Origin of the sequence: Pseudorhodoferax aquiterrae (assembly GCF_014652235.1) — a bacterium.
GTDB lineage: Bacteria > Pseudomonadota > Gammaproteobacteria > Burkholderiales > Burkholderiaceae_C > Pseudorhodoferax > Pseudorhodoferax aquiterrae.
In genome coordinates this window covers 59,787-81,622 of record NZ_BMYK01000023.1, presented here as the reverse complement: position 1 = coordinate 81,622, position 21,836 = coordinate 59,787, and the positions used below count along the sequence as shown (strand labels likewise).

The window sequence follows — 21,836 nt, the reverse complement described above, 5'->3', positions numbered from 1 at the left end:
CTCAGCGCATCAGCGCCTCGATCTCGTCGGCCTTCACGGGCACGCCGCGCGTGATGAGTTCGCAGCCGTCGGCCGTGACGATGGCGTCGTCCTCGATGCGGATGCCGATGCCGTGGAACTGCTCCGGCGCCTCGGTGCCGGGCCGCACGTAGATGCCGGGCTCGATGGTCAGCACCATGCCGGGGCGCAGGATGCGGCTGGGGCGGTCGGTGATGGTCTCGCCCGACAGCGCATCCTTGCGCTGGCTGCCATTGCCGATCTCGCTGGGCTCCACGTAGCTGCCGCAGTCGTGCACGTCCATGCCCAGCCAGTGGCCGGTGCGGTGCATGTAGTAGGCGAAGTAGGCGCGCTTCTCGACCACGTCGTCGACGCTGCCGACCTTGTTCCTGTCCAGCAGGCCGAGGTCCAGCATGCCCTGGGCCAGCACCTTGACGGTGGCCTCGTGCGGGTCGTTGAAGCGCTTGCCCGCCCGCGTGGCCGCCACGGCCGCGTCCTGGCTGGCCAGCACCAGGTCGTACAGCGCGCGCTGCGGGCCGGTGAATTTGCCATTGGCCGGGAAGGTCCGCGTGATGTCGCTGGCGTAACCGTCGAGTTCGCAGCCGGCGTCGATCAGCACGAGTTCGCCATCGCGCACGGGCGCGGCGTCGGCGCGGTAGTGCAGCACGCAGGCGTTGGCGCCGGCCGCCACGATGGAGCCGTAAGCCGGGTACTGCGAGCCGCCCATGCGGAAGGCGTGCAGCAGCTCGGCGTCCAGGTGGTACTCGCGCACCTCTTTGCCTTCGCGCAGCATGCGCGCGCTGGTCTGCATGGCGCGGATGTGGGCCTCGGCGCTGATCTGCGCGGCACGGCGCATGATGTCCTGCTCGTGCGCGTCCTTGACCAGCCGCATCTCGTCCAGGATGCCGCACAGGTCGCGCTGCGACTCGGGGCACAGCGCGCCGAAGCGCACGCGTGCGCGCACCGAGGACAGCCAGCCGTCGATGCGCGACTCCAGCCCCTTGTGGATCGCGAACGGGAACCAGACCGTGCCGCGGTTCTCCAGCAGCTTGGGCAGCTGGGCGTCCAGCGTGGCCACCGAGTGGGCCGCGCTCACGCCCAGCGCCTCGGGCGCGGCCTCCGGGCCGAGACGGTAGCCATCCCAGATCTCGCGCTCCAGATCCTTGGGCGCGCAGAACAGCGTGCTGCTGCCGTCGCCGGTGATGACCAGCCAGGCATTGGGCTCGGTGAAGCCGGTCAGGTAGTAGAAGTAGCTGTCGTGCCGGTACAGGAAGTCGCTGTCGCGGTTGCGCTGGCGCTCCGGTGCGGTCGGGACGATGGCGATGCCGTCGCGCCCGATCTGGCGGGCGACTTCGGCGCGGCGTTGGGCGTAGGGCGTGGTCATGCGGCGATGCTAACGCCGCGCGGCCTAGCCGCGCTGCATCTGGCCCGACAGCAGAAGGCTGCGGCCCGGCGCGCCGCGTGCGACGGAGGACACCAGCGCATGGGCCACGTCGCCGGCGCGGATCGCGCGGTAGTTGGCCGGGATCAGCGGCCGCAGCCAGCGGCTGATGGCCTCGCCGACGACCTCGCCGCGGCGCTCGGGCTGGCCCAGCGGGCCGCGGTCGCCGACCAGCAGCGAGGGCCGTGCGATGACCAGGGTCTCGAAGCCGATCTGCGCAACGGCCTGCTCGACCTCGCCCTTGACGCGGTTGTAGAACACGCGCGAGCCGGCGTCCGCCCCCATGGCGCTGACCAGGCCCAGCCGGCGGGCGCCCGCGGCCCGCGCCGCGCGGGCCACGGCCAGCACGGCATCGTGGTCCACGGCGCGGAAGGCCTCCTGGCTGCCGGCCACCTTGATCGTGGTGCCCAGGGCGATGAAAGCGCTGTCCAGCGGCGGCAGCGTCGGGATGCTGCGCAGGTCCGAAACATGGTGGTGCAGCTTGGCGTGCGGCGTGGGCGGCGCGCGCCGGCCCAGCGTGTGGACGGCTGCGACACCGCGGTCGGCCAGCAGCAGCGCGAGGATTTCGCGGCCGACCAGGCCCGTGGCGCCGGCCAGCAGCACCTTCACGGGGCGGCTCCGTCCAGGGCCGCCAACTGGGCCGGCGTGCCGATGTTGTGCCAGGCACCGTGGTAGACCTCGGCGCCGATCTGGCGGTCGCGGATCGCGGCCTTCAGCAGCGGGCCCAACGCGGCTTTCTGGCCCACGGGCACGCCGGCGCACAACGCCTTGCGCATCAGCGCGAAGTTGGCGTAGGTCCAGCGCCGGCCATCCGGGCCGGCATCGGCCAGGGCCAGGCCGTCGGCGGCGATGCCGAAGTCGCCGGTGGGGTGGAAGTCGGGATTGGGCACCAGCCACAGGTGGGCCAGAAGCGCGGGCTGCGCCACGAAGGCCGCGGCCCGCGCGGCGTCGTAGGCGAAATCGGGCGCGTGGATGTCGCCCGAGACCAGCCAGAAGCACTCGTCCAGCCAGGGCAATGCCTTGGCGATGCCGCCGGCCGTCTCCAGCGCACCGCCATGGTCGCGGCCTTCCATGGAGTAGTGGATCGTGAGGCCCCAACGGCTGCCGTCGCCCAGCGCGGCCGGGATCTGCTCCTCCAGCCAGGCCGTGTTGACGACGACGCGCTGCACGCCCGCGCGCGCCAGCGCCTCCAGGTGCCAGACGACCATGGGCTTGCCATGCACGGCCAGCAGCGGCTTGGGGGTCTGGTCGGACAGCGGCCGCATGCGCTCGCCGCGGCCGGCAGCGAGCACCATGGCGCAGCGGACGGGCTGCGCAGGGGAGGTCGGGGAAGGCATGGTCCCGATTATCGGGACCGGGCGGTGGTTCAGCCGAACAGCTTGGCCGCCGTCTTGGCCACCAGCTCGCCCTGGTGGCGTGCGCCGGCCAGTTCGATGTCGCTGGGCTGGCGCGAACCGTCGCCGCCGGCGATCGTGGTCGCGCCATACGGGGCGCCGCCGACGATCTCGTCCAGCGTCATCTGACCGCCATGGCTGTAGGGCAGGCCCACGATCACGAGGCCGAAGTGCAGCAGGTTGGTGATGATGGAGAACAGCGTGGTCTCCTGGCCGCCGTGCTGGGTGGCCGTGGAGGTGAAGGCCGCGCCGACCTTGCCGTTCAGCGCGCCTCGGGCCCACAGGCCGCCGGCCTGGTCCAGGAAGGCCGCCATCTGCGAGGACATGCGGCCGAAGCGCGTGCCGGTGCCGACCACGATGGCGTCGTAGTTCGCGAGGTCCTCGACCTTGGCCACGGGCGCCGCCTGGTCCAGCTTGAAGTGCGACTTCCTGGCGATCTCCTCGGGCACCGTCTCGGGCACGCGCTTGATGTCCACCTGGGCGCCCGCGGCGCGCGCGCCTTCGGCGATGGCGCCGGCCATGGTCTCGATGTGACCGTAGGTGGAGTAGTAGAGGACGAGGACTTTGGCCATGGTGTGCTTCCAGGTGGGTGAAGAGATGGCTGCATTGTTGGCGGCCTCAACCCGGCCGGCATCGCCCAAAGGTGAAGGCAGCATTCAAGCCTTTTGAATGGAGCCCCTCACTTGGCGCGCAGCAGTTCGCCCACCTCGAGCAGCACGAGCTCGTTGTCGTCGGCCTGGTCGGGCACGCGGCTGCTGCTGAACGGCAGGTTGTTGTCGTTGCCGACCACGATGTGCGTGGCGTCCACGATGTCCACGTTCTCGATCGTGAAGAACGGGAAGGTCAGCACGCCGTTCGTCAAGGGCTTCTTCGCCAGCTTGTTCGGGTCCTGGATGGCCATGAGGTCGATGTAGCCGATCTTGCGCACGGCCTGGCCCACGTTGGCCTGCGTCATCTCGATCTTGTAGACGCGCTTGAACTTGGCCAGGTCGTGGAAGCAGTCGTTGCGCTTCTCGCCGGCGGGGCAGGCCTTGTCCAGCGTGCCTTCGCCGTTGTCGCGCTCGATGACGAGGCCGGTCGTCGCGTCGACCATGTTGAAGTCGCCGATGGCGTGGTGGCCGGCCTCCAGCGGGTACTTCCAGTGGCGGCCGGTCCAGGCCTTCTTCTGCACGTCGAACTCGAGCACGCGCAGCGCGGTCTTGCCGTCCACCATCTCGTTGGAATGGGTGGCGGCGTTCCAGAGCGGGCCTTCCAGCAGCGCGTAGAGCTTGCTGCCGTCGGGCGAGGCGGCCATGCCCTCGAAGCCCTTGGAACGGCGCACCTCGAAGGCCGGCAGCGCAGCGTCGGGCGCGCCCGGCATCGCGACGGCCGGGTGGTCGGGCGAGCGCACGGTCTTGCCGTCCGCCTGGGTCTCGAACACGGCCAGCACCTTGCCGTCCAGGTCGGCCTGGATCAAGTAGGGCCCGAACTCCTCGCCGATCCACAGCGCGCCGCCGGCGAACTGGAAGCTCTCGGGGTCGAAGTCCGCGCCGGTCAGGTAGCGCTTCTCGCTGCCCTCCTGGACGATGCGGAAGGGCACCTTGCGGTCGGGATCGTGCAGGAACACGGTCTTTTTGCGCTCGAAGCGGCCGCTTTGGAAGTCCACCGCGTAGTGGTTCAGGTAGAGCATGAAGTCCGGCGAGTTGGCCTTGCTGCCGGCGCCGTTGTCCGTGAGGATCCAGAAGCTGCCGTCGGCCATGCGCTTGATGCCCGAATGGCCTTGGGCGGGCTGGCCTTGGAACGGCAGGCCAATGCCCGTGGGCCGGCCGCCGGACAGGCCCATCACCGCACCGGGTTGGTCCGCGCGCTGGGCCGTCGTGAACTTGCCGGCCATGCGCAGGTCGGCCGGCGCATCGGCCGGCGGCGCGATCAGCGTGAGGGCGGGCAGCACGGCGTGGCCGGCCAGCGTGACCGGGTAGGCCTGCTGGGCCTGGGCGGCGGGGGACAGGGCGGCGGCGCAGGAGAGCGCGGCGAGGGTCAGGCGGAACATGCGAAGGGGTCCGGGGTGGAAAGACAAGCCCGCGAGCCTGCCCGCGCCGCATGACAGCCACGTGAACGCTAGCGGTTGACCAGCAGTGCCCCCTCGCGCGCCGCGGCACCCGAGCGCAGCAGGTCCTCGACCAATGTTGCACCCCAGGCGTCGATGGGGCCGGTATCGGCGAAGTGCCGCACGTGCAGGGTCTGGAAGTAGGGCGTGCGCCGGGCCCAGTCCAGGAGCGCGGCCTCGCCGATGGACTGCAGTTCCAGCAGCTTGAATTTCAGCAGCACCTTGGCCGCGTACAGCGCATGCTTGCGCGGCGCGGCGACGAAGCCGTCCAGCCGCCGGCGCGCGCGCTCCAGCGCCGGGCCCACGTCGTCGAAGGCGCCGCCATGGCCCGGCACGACGGTGGCCGGGGCCAGCCGTTCGATGAGGTCCAGCGAGGCACCGACCTCGGCGAAGGCGGATGCCCCTTCGAGCTCGGGGAACACCACGCCGAAGCCGTTGTGCCACAGCGCGTCGCCGGCCACGAGCAGCCGCCAGGAGGGCTCGAACAGCAGCACGGCATGCGGATCGTGGCCGGGTGCCGCATGCACCTGCCAGTGCCCGGCGCCCAGGGCGACCTCCTGGCCGGGTTGCAGCAGGCTGTCGAAATTGAAGCGCGGGCACAGCTGGCCCGTGGGCGCGTAGCTCAGCGCGTCGGCGTCCCAGTCGCGCACCGCCTGGGCCTGGCCCGGCGGGATGGCCGTGTGCAACGCGGGGTAGCGCTGTTGCAAGGCCGCGTTGCCGCCGCAATGGTCGCTGTGCAGGTGGGTGTTGAGCAGCCGGTCCAGCGGCGCGCCGCCCAGGGCCTGGTCCAGCAGCGCCAGCGTCTGCGCGGCATGCGTGCAATAGCCTGAATCGACCAGCGCGGCCGGGCCCGCGCCGCGCGGATCGGTCAGCAACAGGTTGTTCGAGGAGAGCCAGCCGCGCTCGAACAGCACGACGCCAGCGGGAAGAGAAGGCATGGGCAGGGGCCAGGTGGTGGAGCCTTGGCGACTGTAGGGCAGAGCCGTGGCATGGCCGCCTCGCTAAAATCCCGGGTTTCCCCCGATTTCGACCGGAGCTGCCCACCCATGGCGAACACTGACACGCTGGCCTCTTCCACCCCCGTCGTTGAGGCCGCCGCGCCCGCCAGCCGCATGGCCAACGCCATCCGCGCGCTGGCCATGGACGCCGTGCAGCAGGCCAATTCCGGCCACCCGGGCGCCCCCATGGGCATGGCCGACATGGCCGTCGCGCTGTGGGCCCGCCACCTCAAGCACAACCCGCGCAACCCGGCCTGGTTCGACCGCGACCGCTTCGTGCTGTCCAACGGCCACGGCTCCATGCTGCTGTACGCGCTGCTGCACCTGACGGGCTACGCGCTGCCGATCGAAGAACTCAAGAACTTCCGCCAGCTGCACAGCAAGACTGCCGGCCACCCCGAGCACGGCATCACGCCCGGCGTGGAAACCACCACCGGCCCGCTGGGCCAGGGCATCACCAACGCAGTGGGCATGGCGCTGGCCGAGAAGCTGCTGGCCGCTGAATTCAACCGGCCGAACTTCCCCGTCGTCGACCACCGCACCTACGTGTTCCTGGGCGACGGCTGCCTCATGGAAGGCATCAGCCACGAGGCCGTGGCCCTGGCCGGTGCCTGGAAGCTGGACAAGCTGGTCGCGCTGTACGACGACAACGGCATCTCCATCGACGGCAAGGTCGCGCCCTGGTTCATCGACAACACGGCGCTGCGCTTCGTCGCCAGCGGCTGGCAGGTGCTGGGCCCGGTCGACGGCCAGGACGCCGAAGCCGTCTCCAAGGCCATCGAGGAGGCCAAGGCCTCGCAGGGCAAGCCCACCCTGATCATCTGCAAGACCGCCATCGGCAAGGGCTCGCCCAACCGCGCCGGCACGGCCAAGGCCCACGGCGAGCCGCTGGGTGCCGAGGAAATCAAGCTCACGCGCGAAGCGCTGGGCTGGGATGCCGCCCCCTTCGAGATCCCCGAAGACGTCTATGCCGCCTGGGACGCCAAGGCCAAGGGCCTGGCCGCCGAGGCCGACTGGGACGTGCTGTTCGCCGGCTACAAGGCGGCCCACCCGCAACTGGCCGCCGAGCTGACGCGCCGCATGCAGGGCGAGCTGCCCGCCAGCTTCGCCGAGACCGCCGCGCGCATCGCCTCCGAAGCCCATGACCTGGCGGCCACCGTGGCCAGCCGCAAGGCCAGCCAGCTGGCGCTGGAAGGCTTCACGGCCGCCTTGCCCGAGCTGCTGGGCGGCTCTGCCGACCTGACCGGCTCCAACCTGACCAACACCAGCCACACACCGGCGCTGCGCTTCGAGGCCGAAACCGGCGCCGTGGTGCTGGGCGCCGCGCCCGACCGCAAGGCCGGTGCCGAGGACGAGAAGGCCGCCCCGGTGGAGGAGCCGCCGCACGGCGTGATCGGCCGCCACATCAACTACGGCGTGCGCGAATTCGGCATGGCCGCCATCATGAACGGCGTGGCGCTGCACGGCGGCTACATCCCCTACGGCGGCACCTTCCTGACCTTCAGCGACTACAGCCGCAACGCCATCCGCATGGCCGCGCTCATGAAGCAGCGCGTGGTGCACGTGTTCACGCACGACTCCATTGGCCTGGGCGAGGACGGCCCCACGCACCAGTCCATCGAGCATGCCGCGAGCCTGCGCCTGATTCCCAATTTGGACGTCTGGCGCCCGGCCGACACGGCCGAGACCGCCATCGCCTGGGCCGTGGCCCTGGCCCAGAAGAACCGGCCGACCGCGCTGCTGCTGTCGCGCCAGAACCTGCCCTACGCGCCCAAGAGCGAGGACGCGCTGGACCACATCGCCAGCGGCGCCTACGTGCTGAGCGAGCCCGCCGACGTGGGCCTCAAGGGCAAGGCCCGCGCCGTGATCATCGCCACCGGCTCCGAAGTGCAGCTGGCGCTGGCCGCCCAGAAGCAGCTGGCAGAACTGAAGATCGCCGTGCGCGTGGTCTCCATGCCCAGCACCACCACCTTCGACCGCCAGAGCCTGGCCTACAAGAAGGCCGTGCTGCCCGAAGGCCTGCCGCGCATCGCGGTGGAAATGGGCGTGACCGACGGCTGGTGGAAGTACGGCTGCGCGGCCGTGGTCGGCATCGACACCTATGGCGAGTCTGCCCCCGCGCCCGTGCTGTTCAAGCACTTCGGTTTCACGTCCGAGAACGTGGCGGCCACCGTGCGCAAGGTTTTGTCCAAGTAAGTTTCAACCTCAGGAGAGAAAGCAATGGCGATCAAGATCGGTATCAACGGCTTCGGCCGCATCGGCCGCAACGTGCTGCGTTCGGCGGTGCAGAACTTCTCCGACATCGAAGTCGTGGGCATCAACGACCTGCTCGAGCCCGACTACCTGGCCTACATGCTGCAGTACGACTCGGTGCATGGCCGCTTCAAGGGCGACATCGCCGTGGACGGCAACACGCTGATCGTCAACGGCAAGAAGATCCGCCTGACGCAGGAGCGCGACCCCGCCGCGCTGAAGTGGAACGAGATCGGCGCCGACATCGTGGTCGAGTCCACCGGCCTGTTCCTGACCAAGGAAACCGCGCAGAAGCACATCGACGCCGGCGCCAAGAAGGTCATCATGTCGGCCCCGTCCAAGGACGACACGCCCATGTTCGTGTTCGGCGTGAACGACAAGAGCTACAAGGGCGAGGCCATCATCTCCAACGCCTCGTGCACGACCAACTGCCTGGCCCCGCTGGCCAAGGTGCTCAACGACAAGTGGGGCATCAAGCGCGGCCTGATGACCACCGTGCACGCTGCCACCGCGACGCAGAAGACCGTGGACGGCCCGTCCAACAAGGATTGGCGCGGCGGCCGCGGCATCCTGGAGAACATCATTCCCTCCAGCACCGGTGCCGCCAAGGCCGTGGGCGTGGTGATCCCCGAGCTGAACAAGAAGCTGACCGGCATGTCCTTCCGCGTGCCGACCTCCGACGTGTCGGTGGTCGACCTGACGGTGGAACTGGTCAAGGAAGCCAGCTACAAGGACATCTGCGCCGAGTTCAAGGCCCAGTCCGAGGGCGCGCTCAAGGGCGTGCTGGGCTACACGGAAGACAAGGTGGTCGCCACCGACTTCCGCGGCGACGCCCGCACCTCGATCTTCGACGCCGAAGCCGGCATCGCGCTGGACGGCACCTTCGTCAAGCTGGTCTCCTGGTACGACAACGAGTGGGGCTACTCGAACAAGGTGCTCGAAATGGTCCGCGTGATTGCGAAGTAAGAGCGCCAAGTAAGCGAAGCGCTGCGCCGGGCGGCTTGTCCCGGCGCTGGCGGGCGCGCTACGATGTGCGCCCGCCTTGTCCCAGAAGTTCCACCATGTCCCAGCCTTCCAACGATGCCCAGGCCGCCAAGCACCTGGAGCAGGCGATCGAAAAGGCCAAGGAGGTCGCCGCCGACATCCGGCAGGCGGCCGACGACCTGGCCGTGGCCAACACCGTGCTCGACACCCACCTGAGCGAGGAAGCGCGCACGCGCGAGATCGAGCAGGCGCTGGGCCACACGGGCGCCGTCGAGAAGACGCTGACCCAGTCGGCCGAGACGCTGGACGAGGTCAACACCGCGCTGGACAAGGCCGCCGCGCCACCGCGCGGCTGAGCCCCCCTCCTTCCACCCCCCAGAAAAAGGGCCGGTCGAGACCGGCCCTCCTGTTTTCCATGGACAAAGAAGTCGCACCCGCCGTCCTGGCGGTCATCAACGAGAAACGCCTGTCCGGCGACAAACGCACGCCGGTGGAGATCATCGCCAAGATGGGCGTGTTCGACGCGCGCGACACGGCCTCCGACCTGGCCTGGCTGGCGACCGGCGACAACATCATCGTGACCATCTGGGCCGAGCTCGTCAGCGTGGGCGAGGGTGGGCGCTGGTTCCTGCTCGAGTCGCTCGACCCGCTGCACCGCATCGGCGGCGGCGAGCGCACCGACCTGCGCATCCAGCGCACCAAGGACCGCATCCAGCTCATCAAGCGGGCGCTGGACGCCGACCAGCCCCTGCGCGCCGTGCTGCAGACCAACCGCGTGGCCATCGCCGACATCGAGACCGACAAGGCCGCCCGCATGTCGGTGCGCGTGCCCGACGACGAGCCCTGGCACGTGGCCGTCTGGAGCCCCGAGCAGCGCCATGTGGTGCTGGTGCGCGGCCCGCGCGGCTGGGTGCCGAACGAGGCCGAGATCCAGGCTGCGCGTGCGCGTGCCGGCATCGTGGACGCCGCGCCCGATGCGCCGGCCATCGAGGTCGGCGGTGGCGGCGACCTGCACAGCGCCGCGCTGGACCACCTGACGCGCCATTTCGCCGGCTACGGCTACAAGACCGAGCTGCTGGAGGCGCCCAACCCGGGCTACGAGGCCGAGGTGCGCGACAAGAAGGGCAAGACCCTGCTCAAGCTCGTCGTGAAGGGCACGGCCACGGGGGCGACCGGCTATGCGCTGACGGCCGGGCAGCGCGCCTTCGCGCGGCGCGACCCGCAATGGCGCCTGGCCGTGGTGTCCGACGTGGGCAGCCCCGCTGCCCAGCACAAGCTGTACAACGGGGCCGACATGGACAAGGCGCCGGGCCTGGCGCCCGAGCTGGGCTGAGGCCCGGCCGCGCAGACCCTCAGGCCATCTTGCCCGACAGGTCCCACATGGCATCGACCAGCGCGTCGATGTCGTTGGCGTCGTGCCACAGGTGCGTGGAGACGCGCATCGCGTAGTGGTTCGAGGCGGCGCCGATCACCGGGAAGCTGGCGTTGCGGATGATCAGGCCCTGCGGGTACTCGGCCTGCAGGCGCGAGACGAACTGCGTGGCCTTGGCCGAGTTCATCACGTCGTCCTTGTTGCGGAACGGGTTGAACGAGGTCAGCGCGCACACCAGCTTGGGGTCGTCCTTGGGCGAGTACAGCGACTCCACGCCCCAGCGCTCGACGATCTTCTCCTTGAGGTAGGCCGACAGCGTGAGGTCGTAGGTCTCGATGTTCTTGCGGCCGATCTGGTCCCACAGCTGGCAGGCGCTGACCAGGGCCTGGAACAGCGGCGTGTGCGTGCTGCCGCAGCTGGTCACGCTGGCCGCGATGTCGTAGGTGGCCGTGCCGTTGGTCGTGCGTTCGCGCGTGGAGTAGGTGCTGGTGTGCACCGGGTACCACTTGGGCAGCGGCAGCGGGTTGGAGGCGCGGATCTTGTTGCGGATGATCAGGATGCCGGTGGAGCCCGGGCCGCACTGCCACTTGTGGCCGGCGCCGGACATGAAGTCCATGCCCAGCGCGCCGTAGTCGTAGTGCATCATGCCCGGCAGGTGGGCGCCGTCCACGATGCTGATCAGCCCGTGCGTCTTCACCACCTCCATGATCTCGGCGATCGGCAGCAGCGTGCCGGTCACGTAGGTCGGTGAGGACCACATCACGGCGCGCACGTTTTTGCCGGCCGCCTTGAGCGTGCGGATGCGCTCGTCGAACAGGTTCTGGTAGGTCGCCGCGGTCTGGTTGTTGCCCACCGGCATCTCGATGCGCGAGATCTCGATGCCGTAGCGGTCCACCGCGATGTTGAGCGGCGTGTTGCCGCCGCCATGCTCGTGGTTGGTCGTGACCACCACGTCGCCGCGCTGCCAGGGAATGCCCAGGATGGCGTGGCACATGCCCGAGGAGGTGTTGGCCGAGAAGGCCAGCTCGTCCACATCCACGCCGAAGGCCGGCGCCACCAGCGCGCGCAGCGCGTTGTGGTCCGTGTAGCCGTTGCCCGATTCGCGGGCCTTCTTGCGGTTCTCGGTGTCGAACAGGTCCAGCGCCACCTTGGGCATGGAGCCGGCCGTGCCGATGTTCATGAAGGTCTTGGCCGGGTCCAGCGTGAACATGTTCTGCACGTCGGTCCAGAAGGCCTCGTTGGCCGCGAGCTGGGCACGCAGCTCGGCGGCCGGCGTGGCCGAGTTGCTGCTGCCGCAGGCCATGAGCGCCGGGCCCAGCGCGGCGGCGCCGGCACCGTAGCCCAGCATGCGCAGGAAGTCGCGCCGCTTGGACGGCCAGCGCGTGGTGTCGGCCGCAGCCAGTGCCTCGAGGTTTGCGGTGCGGGCGGTGACGATCTGTTGGTCTTGCATGGTGTGGGTGCTCCAGAGGGGTTCAACGGCGACCGACGATGACGGCGATCTCGACCTTCACGTCACGCGGCAAACGTGCCACTTCGACGGTGGCGCGCACGGGCGCATTGCCGGGCTTGAAGTACTCCCCGTAGACCTTGTTCATCGCGGCGAACTCGTTGAGGTCCTTCATGAACACCGAGGACGAGAGCACGTCGGTGTAGTCCAGCCCCTGGGACTTGAGCATCGTGCCGATGTAGCGCAGCACGGCATGGGTCTGCTCCTCGATGGTGGTGCCGACGACGGCGTTGCCGGCCTCGTTGAGCGGGATCACGCCCGAGAGGTACAGCGTGTTGCCGTGGGAAACCATCTGCGAGTACGGGCCGATCGCCGGCGGCACGCCGGTCGTGGACAGCACGGTGCGTTGGGTCGGCATGGCGCAGGCCGTCATGAGCAAGGCTGCAGTGCAGCCGGCCACCACCTTGGTGAAGCGGCCGGCACGGATGTTGTTGGGCATGGAGCCACCTTTCCTACTTCTGGAATCGAGAACCGCGCGGGGCTGGGGACCCTGCGCAGCGACAAGAAGCCAGACCCTCCCGGGACGTTTTGCTGCAGTGCAATGCGGTCTAACTTGCGATGAATTCTAGGAATGGCAACGCTGTGCGCGACGTTTCATTTCCCTTACGTGGTAGTACGCAGCAGGGCCGCACGACGCCTGTTTTTGCCGCGGCGCAGCAGTGTTTCAAAATGAAACGTCACTGGCTGGCACCGGGTTTGCTCTGCACATTCACGCTCGCCATGCACGTTGCTACACATTCCGAAAATTTGGTGCACCGGGTCCCCGGAGTGGGGCGCTGAGATGCAGTTGCGCCTCAAGCTGGTGCTGCTCTCGGGGGTTCCCATCGTGGTCGCCCTGCTGCTCATGGGCGCCACCATGCAGCAGCAGACCTACAAGCTCGTGCGCGAGGAGCAATCGCTCGTGCAGAAGGCCTTCATGCAAAGCAAGGAGGCCGAGCTCAAGCACTACGTCGAGCTTGCGCGCAACACCTTGGTGCGCATCGCGGAGGGGCCGGGCGAGGTCGGCGCCCGCAAGGAGCAGGCGCTGGCCACGCTGGCGCGCATGCAGTTCGGCGAGAACGGCTACTTCTTCGTCTACGACCAGCATGGCCAGCTGCTGATCGACCCCAAGACCTTGCCCATGCAGGGCGTGGACTTCTGCGATCCCAACGATCCGGCCGGCGCCGATTCGGCGCAGCGCATCCTCCATGTCGCGCGCCGCGGCGGCGGCGTGGTGCACTACAGCTGGAGCAAGCCGAGCTCCCGGTCGGTCGTGCCCAAGATGGCCTATGTGCTCACGGTGCCGGGCTGGGACTGGGTGATCGGCACCGGCATCTACCTGGACGACGTGCAGGGCGCGCTGCAGGCCATCGAGAGCGGTGCGCGCACCAACATCGAAGCCACGCGCCAGCGCATCTACGCCATTGCCGCGGTCTGCGTGGTGCTGATCGGGCTGGGCGGCCTGGTGCTCAACCTCAAGGACCACCGCGTCTCCAGCGACAAGCTGCGTCGCCTGGCGCGCCGCGTGGTGCGTTCGCAGGAGGACGAGCGCGTGCGCGTGGCGCGCGAGCTGCACGACGGCGTGGTGCAGGTGCTGGCCTCGTCCAAGTTCCTGCTCGAGACCGCGCAGCTGCAGCTGGCCGACCCGGCCACGGCCGCCCCGGCGGCGCCGCGCCAAGCGCTGGACCAGGGGCTGGCGCGCCTGTCCAGCGCGCTGGTGGAGATCCGGCGCGTCTCGCACGGGCTGCGCCCGGCCCTGCTCGACGACCTGGGCCTGGCGCCGGCGCTCACGCTGCTCGCGCAGCAGGTGCAGGAAAGCGGTGCCTTCGCGGTCGGTCTGGTGTGCCGGGGTGCGACCGGGCCGCTGCCGGCCGAGCACGGCACGGTGCTGTTCCGCATCGCACAGGAAGCCTTGCAGAACTGCCGCAACCACGCCCAGGCCTCGCGCGTGGACATCGTGCTGGACGGTCAGCGCCGCGGCGTCGGCCTGCAGGTCGTCGACGACGGCCGGGGCTTCGACCTGCGCAGCGTCACCGGCGACGGCACGCGCGGCATCGGCCTGCGCAACATGCGCGAGCGTGCCGAGAGCCTGGGCGGCACGCTGTCCATCGAATCCGGCCGCCACGGCACGTGCATCACGGCCTGGCTGCCCTTGCCGCAGGCTGCTGCCGGGCCCGCGCGTGCGGCGCCTGTTTCCGCGACTCCACCGATGCCCCTGGCCTCGTCCACACCATGACCCAAGAACCTGCCACCGTCCGCGTGCTGCTGGTCGACGACCACCCGCTGCTGCGCGACGGCGTGCGCATGCGCCTGCATGCCACGCCGCACATCCGCGTCGTCGGCGAGGCCGGCAGCGTGCGCGAGGCCGAAGAGCTGGCCGCCACGCTGCAGCCCGACATCGTGGTCACCGACATCCGCATGCCGGACGCCAGCGGCATCCAGCTGGCCGGTCTGTTCCGCACGCGCTTTCCCGCGCTCAAGCTGCTGGTGCTGTCCATGCACCAGGACGCCGAGTACGTGCGCCGCGCGGTCGCGCTGCAGGTGCAGGGCTATGTGCTCAAGGACGGCCCGGGCCACCACCTGGTCGAGGCCATCGACGCCGTGCACGCGGGCGGGCGCTACTTCAGCCCGGGCCTGCCGCTGCCGATCGAGCCCGCGCCGCCGCCCGTCACACGGGCCTGGGGCCATCTCACGCCCAAGGAATCGGCCGTGCTCTCGCTGCTGGCCGACGGCTGCTCGAACCGAGAGATCGCCGATGCGCTCGGCGCCTCGGTGCGCACGGTGGAGACGCACCGGCTGCACCTGCGCCGCAAGCTGCGCATCGAAGGCCAGGCCGCGCTGGTGAAGTACGCGGTGTCGTATGCCGACCTGCAGGTCGGCCATGCGTGACGCTCAAGTCGACGCAGGCGGCTGCGGCAGCCAGCGGTAGGCCAGTGCGCCCAGCAGCAGCGCCGCTGCGATCGCCAGCAGCGGTGCCGTGAAGGTCTCTGCGCCCCAGCCGGCTGCCTGTGCCGCCACCCAGCCCGTGCCCCATTGCATGAGCGCCACGCCCATGAACATGGCCATGGTGAACACTGACAGCGCGCGGCCGATCATGGCCGGCGGGTAGGCGGCGCGCACGTCGGCGTACTGCAGCACCATGTAGCCGGACAGGCAGGCCACGGCCACCGCCAGCAGCACGTCGGCCACCAGACCGCGCAGCAGCGCCATGGCCACGAACAACGCCGCCATGGCCAGCGTGCAGCGGCCGATGCGCCGGCGCCGCGCCGCCATGCCGCCGGGGTCGAAGCGGCCGAACAGCGGCGGGCTGACCAGCGAGACCACCGACACCAGCAGTGCCACATGGCCGCTCACGAGCAGCGACAGCCCATGGCGCTCGACCAGCATCGGGCCCAGCCACAGGCCACGCAGCGTCAGGAAGGAGGCGTAGTTCACGGCCGACATGCAGACGATGCCCCAGGTGTGCGGCATCAGGAACAGCGCGCCAAAGGCGCGCAGGGCCTGGCCCAGCGATTCGCGCGCCGCGGCGGCAGGCGGCCGGTGCGGCACCTTCCACCAGACCAGCGCCCAGGCTGCGGCCGAGCCGGCCGCCAGCAGCCACATGCCCCAGCGCCAGCCATGGGCCTCGATCAACCAGGCCAGCGGCGTGCCCGTGAACAGCATGCCCGTGCCACCCAGCATGAGCACCAGGCCCGACAGCATGGCAAAGCGCTCAGCCGGGAAGTTCTGCGCGATGAAAAGCGTGCAGGCCAGGAAGGCCGGCGCGCAGCCCACGCCGATCAACAGCTGGCCCAGGATCAGCCCGCCCTGGCCCGTGGCCAGCGCCGACACGGCCGCGCCCGCGATGGCCAGCGGAAACGCCGTCAGCACGGTGCGGCGAAGGCCGTGCAGGTCCATGCCGATGCCGATGAACAGCTGCAGCGCACCGAAGGCGAAATGGAAGCTCGCCGCGAACAGGCCGAGCTGTTGCGGCGAAAGATGGAACTCGGCCTGCAGCGGCGGCGCCAGGATGGCGGCCAGCGTGCGGAAGGCCTGGCTCATGGCGAAGGCGGCCGTCAGCGCCAGCAGCATGGGCCAGGCGGTGCGCGGGGAAGGCAGGGAAGGCGTGGACATGGCGGGGCGCGAGCCTACCCGAGCCCGCGCGTGCCTACTGTCGCTTGTAGGTCGCCGTCATGAAGCGCTTCCACTGGCCGTCCTGGCCCAGCGTCTGCGAGTGCAGCGTGCGCGTGTTCGCGTCGACCAGCGTGATCACGTCCTGGTAGCGCACCGTCGTGCCGTCGCCGGCAAAGCTCGGGCCTTCGGTGTCCAGCGTGAGCACCTTGCCCGTGGCGTCGAGCTGGCCCTGGTAGACCCACATCAGCGTCATCATCGAGCCGACCCAGTTGCCGACGAAGGCCTGGCGGTCCGGGTCGTAGCCCAGCGTCATGCGCATGTGGCCGGTGTCGCCGCCCTCGGGCATCTGGGCCTGGCCTTCCAGCACCACCCACAGTTCGCCGAGCATGCGCACGCTCTCGGTGCCCGTGCTGTGGCTGGGCGGTTCGCCGGGGCCCATGTCGGCCTCGCCCTGCATGGTCCATTCGCCGACGAGCTGCTGCAGCCAACGGTGCTGAGCAAGGGGCTTGGTCGGTTCCATCGCAGTGGCCTCCGGTTCAGCGCGTGGCCTGGTTGGGATCTTGCGCGACGACCATCCACTGCACACCGAAGCGGTCGGCCACCATGCCGAAGGCCGGACTGAAGAAGGTCTTGGCCAGAGGCATCTGCACCTGGCCGCCATCGGCCAGCGCATCGAAACGCTGCTGTGCCTCGGCCGCGTCGGCCACCAGCAGCGAGAGCGAGATGCCGGCGAAGCTCGGCTTGCCGCTGACCATGCCGTCGGTGGCCATCAGCGTGGAGTCGCCTATGCGCAGCTCCGAATGCATGATCTTTTCGCCGTCCGGCGGCGGGCCGCCGGCGCAGCCCTCGGGCGCAGGCTGGTCCATGGGCGGCGCGTCCTTGAAACGCATCAGAAAGCCGACCTGGGCCCCGAGCTTGTCGCGGTAGAAGTCGAGGGCCTCCTGGCAGCGGCCCTCGAAGGAAAGATATGCCTGAACCTGCATGGACTGCCTCCTTTGGATCAATGTGAACAGCGTCCACAAAGATTCTGGCAGCAATAATGGACGCTGTCCACATGGCAGAAAACACACCTCCGTCCCGCACCCGGACCCTGCCCGCGCGCGGCAGCTACCGGCATGGCGACCTGCGCCGCGCACTGCTGGAGGCCGGGCTGGCCTTGGCCGCCGAGGGCGGGCCCGATGCCGTGGTGCTGCGCGAGGCCACGCGCCGCGCCGGCGTGGCGCCCAACGCGGCCTACCGCCATTTCGCCAACCGCGAGGATTTGCTGGACGCCGTGCGCGCCGGCGCCGTGGCCGCCGTGGCCGAGGCGATGGAGGCGCGCATGGCGCAATTGCCCGCGCAGGGCGATGCGGTGGCGCGCGCCCGTGCCCGCGTGCGTGCCGTGGGCGCGGGCTACCTGGGTTTCGCGCAGGCGCACACGGGCTTGTTCCGCACCGCGTTCGGCGGGCGCTTTGCGCTCGCGGCCACGCCCGATCCGGCCAAGGCCGGCCGGTCCGGCCTGGATCCGTTCCGCCATCTCGGTGCGGCGCTCGACGCGCTGGTGGCGGCCGGGGCGCTGCCGCCAGAGCGCCGGCCGGGGGCCGAATTCCTGGCCTGGTCCACCGTGCACGGTCTGGCGCTGCTGCTGCTGGACGGGCCGCTGCGCGGCCTGCCGCCCGCCCAGGTGGACGCCCTGGGAGAACGCCTGCTCGACATGGTGGAACGCGGCTTGTAGCCCCGCGTCGGCGCGGGCTTCATTGCGGCACCGCACAATCGGCACGTGCCCCTGCATTTCTGGACCACCGTCACCCACCTCGGCAACTCTGCGCTGCTGCTGCCCGCCGCGCTGGTGCTGGCGCTGTGGCTGGTCAAGACACGGCATGCGCCGCTGGCGCTGGTGTGGGTGCTGTCTTTCGGCACCGCCGTGCTGCTGGTGCTGGCCAGCAAGCTGGCCTTCATGGGCTGGGGCATCGGCAGCGCCGCGCTGGATTTCACGGGCATCAGCGGCCACGCGACGGTCGCGACCGGGGTGTTCACCATGGGGGCATGGCTGGCAGTGGCCGACCGGTCGCGGCGCCTGCAGGTGCTGGGCATCGCCGCCGGCCTGCTGGTGGGCGTGCTCGTCAGCGTCTCGCGCGTGGTGTTGAACGCGCACTCGGTGTCGGAGGTCGTAGCCGGCTTCGCGCTGGGGGCGCTGGCTGCTGCGCTGCCGATCGCCTGGGCTGCGGGCCGCACGGTGCGCCTGCGCCAGCGCTGGGTGCCGATGGCGCTGGCCGGCATGCTGGGCCTGATGCCGCAGATGGGCCAGCCCGCCGAGACCCATGGCCTCGTGCAGAAGATGGCGCTGCTGGCCTCCAGCCGCGACGCGGTCTACACGCGCCACATGCTGCACCGCGAACAGCGCCGGCGCTGATCAGTGGTGGTGGCCGTGGCCGCCGTGCACATGGCCGTGGGCGATCTCCTCGGCCGTGGCCGCGCGCACGCCGCCCACCTGCAAGGTGAACTTGAGCGCCTTGTCGGCCCAGGGATGGTTGGCGTCCAGCAGCACCTGGTCGCCCTTGATCTTCATGACCGTGAAGAACTGTTCGCGACCGTCCTCGGTCATGCCGCGCAGCTGGCCGCCGACCTTCACGCCGGGCGGGAAGTCCTTCTTGGAGATGGTGCGCGCCAGCGCCTCCTCGCGGCGGCCGAAGGCGTCCTCGGGCTGCAGCTCCAGCGTCACGCGAAAGCCGGTTTCCTGGCCTTCCAGCGCCTCCTCGATCTTGGGCAGGGTGTTGCCGTAGCCGCCGTGCAGGTAGTCCGTGGTTTCGCGGCTGGCCAGCGGCTTGCCATTGGCTTCGGTCACGCTGTAGTGCAGGGTGACGGCGGTGTCTTTGCTGATCTTCATGGTGCTGCGGAGTCGGTGGGCGCGGTCGCGCGAGGGCGCCGATTGTCGTGCAAGCCGGTGGGGCGTCACACGCTGTCATGCATTTCCCACGCGGCGTACCACCGCGCCGTGCTACAACGCCGCGCATGCTCAAATTCATCGCTGCTGCATTGCTCGCTGTTCCGCTGCTGGCCCCGGCCCAGACCAGCCAGGAGCCGGTCCGCAACCTGATCGTGCGGCTCAAGCCGCAGGCCGAGTCCACGGCTTCGACGCGCGAGGCGCCGCAGGCGGCGCGCGAGCGCCTGCGCTCCGTGGCCAACGCCGCGGGCGTGGGCTTCGAGGACGAGCGTACCGTCGGCCGGCACCACCAGCTGCTGCGCATGCCGGCCGCGCAGTCCGGCGCCCAGCTCGAGGCCACGGTGCGGCGCCTGCGCCTGAATCCCGATGTGCTGGACGTGGAGCCCGACGTGCGCGTGCGGCGCCTGGCCGTTCCGAGCGACCCGGACTATGTGAGGCAGTGGCACTTGCAGGCGCCGACCACCTACGCCGCAGCCATGAACATGCCGGCCGCCTGGGACGTCACGACGGGCAGCGGCTCGGTGGTCGTGGCGGTGCTGGATGTCGGCGTGCGCCTGAACCACCCCGACCTGGCGGGCCGCCTCGTCGCGGGGTACGACTTCGTGAGTGAAGTGGAGTACTCCAACGATGGCGATGGCCGCGACGCCGATCCCAACGACCCGGGCGACTGGGTCAGCGAGTCGGACAAGCGCTCGCCGCTGTTCTCCACCTGCGACACGGAGGCCAGCTCCTGGCATGGCACCTTCATCGCCGGCCAGATCGCAGCGGCCACCAACAACGGCCTGGGCGTGGCCGGCATCGACTGGCAGGCCAAGGTGCTGCCCGTGCGCATCGCCGGCAAGTGCGGTGCGCTCCTGTCCGACCTGCTGGACGGCATGCGCTGGGCCGCGGGCCTGAGCGTGGCCGGGGCACCGGCGAACGCCACCCCGGCCCGCGTGCTGAACCTGAGCTTCGGCGGCGACGCCGCCTGCAGCCCCAGCTACCAGGACGTGATCGACGAAATCACCGATGCCGGTGCGCTGCTGGTGGTGGCCGCGGGCAACGAGGCCGGTGCCGTGGCCAGGCCGGCCGACTGCAATGGCGTGCTGGCCGTCGGCGCGGTGCAGGAGGATGGGCGCAAGACCGCCTATTCCAACTACGGCGCGCGCGTTGGCATCTCTGCGCCGGGTGGCACCCAGACGCGGCCGATCTATTCCCTGGACAACAACGGAATCACCACGCCCGGTGTAGACACCTACGGCGAAAAGCTGGGCACGAGCTTCTCCTCGCCGCAGGCGGCAGGCGTGGCGGCGCTGATGCTGGCCGTCAACCCGGCGCTGACCCCGGCACAACTCGTGGTGCGCATGCAGGATGCGGCGCGGCCCCACGTGGCGGTCGCCGGCGCACTGCGGTGCAGCACCAATGGCACGGTGCCATGCAACTGCGACACCAGCACCTGCGGCGCCGGCCTGCTCGATGGCGCGCAGGCCGTGCTGGCGGCGGGTTCTTCGCTCGTGCCGCGTGCTGTCGCCGCACCCGTGACCACCGTTCCGGCGGGCAACGCCGTGGCGCTGAACGGCAATGGCAGCACGGCCAGCACGGGGGCCAGCATCGTGGCGTACCGCTGGGCCCAGGTTTCTGGCCCCGCCACCGCGTCCATCGCCAACCCGTCCGCGGCGAACACCACGGCGACCTTGCCCGTGGCCGGTTCCTATGTGTTCAGCTTGACCGTGACGGACAACGCCGGTCAGCGCGACGTGGCCAGGCTCGCCGCCACGGCCAGCGCGAATGGCAGCGGCGGTGACGGCGGTGGTGGTGGTGGCGGAGCCAGCGGCTGGTGGTGGGGCGCCGGCCTGTGGGCGCTGGCGCTGCTGGCCTGGCGCCGGCGTGCCGCCTAGCGAATCCGTGCCCCGCATCGGGGCTTGCGGCGCGGCGGCGACGTGCCGAGGCGGCCTGGGCAGAATGGCCTTCTTTTGCGCACCGCCGCCATGAGCACCGTCCACAGCCGCCTCAAGATCGGCCTGTCCGCCTGCTTCTCGCACGCGGACCCGGCGCGCTCGCTGTTCACGGGCAAGACGCTGCAGTACGTGGAGCAGTCCATCGCGCACTGGCTGATGTCCACCGGCGCGATGGTCGTGATGGTGCCCTGCCCCACGGGCAGCACCCAGCGCGGCGACGTGACCTACGAGCACTATGCGCAGTGGCTGGACGGCCTGGTCATGCACGGCGGCGCCGATGTCTGGCCCGGCAGCTACGGTGAGGAGCCGCTGCACGAGAACTGGGCCGGCGACCGCATCCGCGACGAATACGACAAGGCCCTGGTGGCCGCCTTCGAGGCCGTGGGCAAGCCCATCTTCGGCGTCTGCCGCGGGCTGCAGCTGCTCAACGTGGCCTTCGGCGGCACGCTGTACCAGGACATCAACACCCAGGTGCCCGATTCCTTCGTGCACCGCGATGCGGTGACCTACGACCTGAACTACCACAGCGTCAACATCCTGCAGGGTTCGCGGCTGTCGCGGCTGTACCCGGGCGTGGAGCGCGTGCGCGTCAACAGCATCCACCACCAGGCCATCAAGCGCCTGGCCGACGCCTTCGAGGCCGAGGCCTTCAGCGTCAGCGACGGCATCATCGAAGCGATCCGGCGCAAGGATCCGGCCAAGAGCTATGTGGCGGCCGTGCAGTGGCACCCCGAGTTCCACCAGCCCGGCTCGGACACCATCGACGACGCCGCCATGCTCAAGGACTTCCTGGACGCCGTGGCCGCGCGCCGCGCGGCGAACAGCCCCTTCGCCAAAAGCTGATGGCCGCGG

Annotated in this window: 22 protein-coding genes; 10 read left to right on the top strand and 12 right to left on the bottom strand. The window is 70.0% G+C overall.

Annotated elements, in window-relative coordinates; translation table 11 throughout:
- Nucleotide 1 precedes the first annotated feature (1 nt).
- From IE209_RS25870 to IE209_RS25845, 6 genes are all read right to left on the bottom strand, one after another.
- Nucleotides 2-1,381: an aminopeptidase P N-terminal domain-containing protein gene (locus IE209_RS25870; RefSeq protein ID WP_189689753.1), complete on the bottom strand. Its 1,380-nt coding sequence runs from the start codon at nt 1,379-1,381 to the stop codon at nt 2-4.
- A gap of 24 nt (nt 1,382-1,405) precedes the next feature.
- Complete coding sequence (locus tag IE209_RS25865) at nt 1,406-2,047, bottom strand: Rossmann-fold NAD(P)-binding domain-containing protein (protein WP_189689752.1); 642 nt, start codon at nt 2,045-2,047, stop codon at nt 1,406-1,408.
- The gene (gene murU / locus IE209_RS25860) at nt 2,044-2,775 is read right to left on the bottom strand and encodes an N-acetylmuramate alpha-1-phosphate uridylyltransferase MurU (RefSeq protein ID WP_189689751.1); all 732 of its coding nucleotides are present in this window, start codon (nt 2,773-2,775) and stop codon (nt 2,044-2,046) included. The genes IE209_RS25865 and murU overlap by 4 nt, the downstream gene beginning before the upstream one ends.
- Before the next feature lie 29 nt (nt 2,776-2,804).
- On the bottom strand, nt 2,805-3,404 hold the full coding sequence (gene wrbA / locus IE209_RS25855; RefSeq protein WP_189689750.1) for an NAD(P)H:quinone oxidoreductase: 600 nt from the start codon (nt 3,402-3,404) through the stop codon (nt 2,805-2,807).
- A gap of 107 nt (nt 3,405-3,511) precedes the next feature.
- Nucleotides 3,512-4,861 carry an esterase-like activity of phytase family protein gene (locus IE209_RS25850; RefSeq protein WP_189689749.1) on the bottom strand — a complete coding sequence of 450 codons (1,350 nt, stop codon included), beginning with the start codon at nt 4,859-4,861 and terminating at the stop codon, nt 3,512-3,514.
- Nucleotides 4,862-4,929: 68 nt separating this feature from the next.
- On the bottom strand, nt 4,930-5,856 hold the full coding sequence (locus IE209_RS25845; RefSeq protein ID WP_189689748.1) for an MBL fold metallo-hydrolase: 927 nt from the start codon (nt 5,854-5,856) through the stop codon (nt 4,930-4,932).
- A gap of 174 nt (nt 5,857-6,030) precedes the next feature.
- On the opposite strand from IE209_RS25845, the gene IE209_RS25840 reads away from it, so the two are divergent.
- The 4 genes from IE209_RS25840 (at nt 6,031) to IE209_RS25825 (ending at nt 10,486) form a co-directional block, all read left to right on the top strand.
- The gene (locus IE209_RS25840) at nt 6,031-8,112 is read left to right on the top strand and encodes a transketolase family protein (protein ID WP_229883056.1); all 2,082 of its coding nucleotides are present in this window, start codon (nt 6,031-6,033) and stop codon (nt 8,110-8,112) included.
- A gap of 24 nt (nt 8,113-8,136) precedes the next feature.
- A complete protein-coding gene (gap, locus tag IE209_RS25835) occupies nt 8,137-9,135 on the top strand; it encodes a type I glyceraldehyde-3-phosphate dehydrogenase (protein WP_189689746.1) in 999 nt (332 codons plus the stop codon).
- A gap of 95 nt (nt 9,136-9,230) precedes the next feature.
- Entirely contained in the window at nt 9,231-9,509 is a 279-nt protein-coding gene (locus IE209_RS25830) for a hypothetical protein (protein WP_189689745.1), read from the top strand.
- Nucleotides 9,510-9,568: 59 nt separating this feature from the next.
- Nucleotides 9,569-10,486, top strand: coding sequence for a hypothetical protein (locus IE209_RS25825; RefSeq protein ID WP_189689744.1), 918 nt, complete (start codon nt 9,569-9,571; stop codon nt 10,484-10,486).
- 19 nt (nt 10,487-10,505) lie between these two features.
- Here IE209_RS25825 and IE209_RS25820 read toward each other — a convergent pair whose 3' ends face one another.
- The gene (locus IE209_RS25820) at nt 10,506-11,975 is read right to left on the bottom strand and encodes an aminotransferase class V-fold PLP-dependent enzyme (protein ID WP_189689743.1); all 1,470 of its coding nucleotides are present in this window, start codon (nt 11,973-11,975) and stop codon (nt 10,506-10,508) included.
- 22 nt (nt 11,976-11,997) lie between these two features.
- Nucleotides 11,998-12,405: a Rid family detoxifying hydrolase gene (locus IE209_RS25815; protein ID WP_373305432.1), complete on the bottom strand. Its 408-nt coding sequence runs from the start codon at nt 12,403-12,405 to the stop codon at nt 11,998-12,000.
- A gap of 408 nt (nt 12,406-12,813) precedes the next feature.
- On the opposite strand from IE209_RS25815, the gene IE209_RS25810 reads away from it, so the two are divergent.
- Together IE209_RS25810 and IE209_RS25805 are read left to right on the top strand one after the other, a co-directional pair.
- Complete coding sequence (locus IE209_RS25810) at nt 12,814-14,247, top strand: cache domain-containing protein (protein WP_189689742.1); 1,434 nt, start codon at nt 12,814-12,816, stop codon at nt 14,245-14,247.
- Nucleotides 14,244-14,900: a response regulator gene (locus IE209_RS25805; RefSeq protein WP_189689741.1), complete on the top strand. Its 657-nt coding sequence runs from the start codon at nt 14,244-14,246 to the stop codon at nt 14,898-14,900. The genes IE209_RS25810 and IE209_RS25805 overlap by 4 nt, the downstream gene beginning before the upstream one ends.
- Before the next feature lie 3 nt (nt 14,901-14,903).
- On the opposite strand, the gene IE209_RS25800 is transcribed toward IE209_RS25805, so the two are convergent.
- Genes IE209_RS25800 through IE209_RS25790 form a run of 3 tightly spaced genes read right to left on the bottom strand, consistent with a single transcriptional unit; the run spans nt 14,904 to nt 17,107 of the window.
- Nucleotides 14,904-16,124 (bottom strand): MFS transporter, encoded by a 1,221-nt coding sequence (locus IE209_RS25800; RefSeq protein ID WP_229883051.1) that lies wholly within the window; start codon nt 16,122-16,124, stop codon nt 14,904-14,906.
- 34 nt (nt 16,125-16,158) lie between these two features.
- Entirely contained in the window at nt 16,159-16,644 is a 486-nt protein-coding gene (locus IE209_RS25795) for a DUF1579 domain-containing protein (protein WP_189689740.1), read from the bottom strand.
- 16 nt (nt 16,645-16,660) lie between these two features.
- On the bottom strand, nt 16,661-17,107 hold the full coding sequence (locus tag IE209_RS25790) for a VOC family protein (protein WP_189689739.1): 447 nt from the start codon (nt 17,105-17,107) through the stop codon (nt 16,661-16,663).
- 71 nt (nt 17,108-17,178) lie between these two features.
- On the opposite strand from IE209_RS25790, the gene IE209_RS25785 reads away from it, so the two are divergent.
- Together IE209_RS25785 and IE209_RS25780 are read left to right on the top strand one after the other, a co-directional pair.
- Nucleotides 17,179-17,838, top strand: a complete 660-nt coding sequence (locus IE209_RS25785) for a TetR/AcrR family transcriptional regulator (protein WP_229883050.1) — start codon at nt 17,179-17,181, stop codon at nt 17,836-17,838.
- A gap of 45 nt (nt 17,839-17,883) precedes the next feature.
- Entirely contained in the window at nt 17,884-18,516 is a 633-nt protein-coding gene (locus IE209_RS25780) for a phosphatase PAP2 family protein (RefSeq protein WP_189689737.1), read from the top strand.
- Here IE209_RS25780 and IE209_RS25775 read toward each other — a convergent pair whose 3' ends face one another.
- Complete coding sequence (locus tag IE209_RS25775; protein ID WP_189689736.1) at nt 18,517-18,990, bottom strand: FKBP-type peptidyl-prolyl cis-trans isomerase; 474 nt, start codon at nt 18,988-18,990, stop codon at nt 18,517-18,519.
- 125 nt (nt 18,991-19,115) lie between these two features.
- Between IE209_RS25775 and IE209_RS25770 the strand changes: the two genes are divergently transcribed.
- Nucleotides 19,116-20,924, top strand: a complete 1,809-nt coding sequence (locus IE209_RS25770) for a S8 family peptidase (protein WP_189689735.1) — start codon at nt 19,116-19,118, stop codon at nt 20,922-20,924.
- A 90-nt stretch (nt 20,925-21,014) separates the two neighbouring features.
- Nucleotides 21,015-21,827: a gamma-glutamyl-gamma-aminobutyrate hydrolase family protein gene (locus IE209_RS25765; RefSeq protein WP_189689734.1), complete on the top strand. Its 813-nt coding sequence runs from the start codon at nt 21,015-21,017 to the stop codon at nt 21,825-21,827.
- Nucleotides 21,828-21,836 lie beyond the last annotated feature (9 nt).

Bases quoted from the DNA above. Each gene is read 5' to 3' on its own strand.
- IE209_RS25870 (WP_189689753.1), bottom strand. From the start codon at position 1,381: ATGACCACGCCCTACGCCCAACGCCGCGCCGAAGTCGCCCGCCAGATC.
- murU (WP_189689751.1), bottom strand. From the start codon at position 2,775: ATGCCTTCCCCGACCTCCCCTGCGCAGCCCGTCCGCTGCGCCATGGTG.
- wrbA (WP_189689750.1), bottom strand. From the start codon at position 3,404: ATGGCCAAAGTCCTCGTCCTCTACTACTCCACCTACGGTCACATCGAG.
- IE209_RS25850 (WP_189689749.1), bottom strand. From the start codon at position 4,861: ATGTTCCGCCTGACCCTCGCCGCGCTCTCCTGCGCCGCCGCCCTGTCC.
- IE209_RS25845 (WP_189689748.1), bottom strand. From the start codon at position 5,856: ATGCCTTCTCTTCCCGCTGGCGTCGTGCTGTTCGAGCGCGGCTGGCTC.
- IE209_RS25840 (WP_229883056.1), top strand. From the start codon at position 6,031: ATGGCCAACGCCATCCGCGCGCTGGCCATGGACGCCGTGCAGCAGGCC.
- gap (WP_189689746.1), top strand. From the start codon at position 8,137: ATGGCGATCAAGATCGGTATCAACGGCTTCGGCCGCATCGGCCGCAAC.
- IE209_RS25830 (WP_189689745.1), top strand. From the start codon at position 9,231: ATGTCCCAGCCTTCCAACGATGCCCAGGCCGCCAAGCACCTGGAGCAG.
- IE209_RS25825 (WP_189689744.1), top strand. From the start codon at position 9,569: ATGGACAAAGAAGTCGCACCCGCCGTCCTGGCGGTCATCAACGAGAAA.
- IE209_RS25820 (WP_189689743.1), bottom strand. From the start codon at position 11,975: ATGCAAGACCAACAGATCGTCACCGCCCGCACCGCAAACCTCGAGGCA.
- IE209_RS25815 (WP_373305432.1), bottom strand. From the start codon at position 12,405: ATGACGGCCTGCGCCATGCCGACCCAACGCACCGTGCTGTCCACGACC.
- IE209_RS25810 (WP_189689742.1), top strand. From the start codon at position 12,814: ATGCAGTTGCGCCTCAAGCTGGTGCTGCTCTCGGGGGTTCCCATCGTG.
- IE209_RS25805 (WP_189689741.1), top strand. From the start codon at position 14,244: ATGACCCAAGAACCTGCCACCGTCCGCGTGCTGCTGGTCGACGACCAC.
- IE209_RS25800 (WP_229883051.1), bottom strand. From the start codon at position 16,124: ATGTCCACGCCTTCCCTGCCTTCCCCGCGCACCGCCTGGCCCATGCTG.
- IE209_RS25795 (WP_189689740.1), bottom strand. From the start codon at position 16,644: ATGGAACCGACCAAGCCCCTTGCTCAGCACCGTTGGCTGCAGCAGCTC.
- IE209_RS25790 (WP_189689739.1), bottom strand. From the start codon at position 17,107: ATGCAGGTTCAGGCATATCTTTCCTTCGAGGGCCGCTGCCAGGAGGCC.
- IE209_RS25785 (WP_229883050.1), top strand. From the start codon at position 17,179: ATGGCAGAAAACACACCTCCGTCCCGCACCCGGACCCTGCCCGCGCGC.
- IE209_RS25775 (WP_189689736.1), bottom strand. From the start codon at position 18,990: ATGAAGATCAGCAAAGACACCGCCGTCACCCTGCACTACAGCGTGACC.
- IE209_RS25770 (WP_189689735.1), top strand. From the start codon at position 19,116: ATGCTCAAATTCATCGCTGCTGCATTGCTCGCTGTTCCGCTGCTGGCC.
- IE209_RS25765 (WP_189689734.1), top strand. From the start codon at position 21,015: ATGAGCACCGTCCACAGCCGCCTCAAGATCGGCCTGTCCGCCTGCTTC.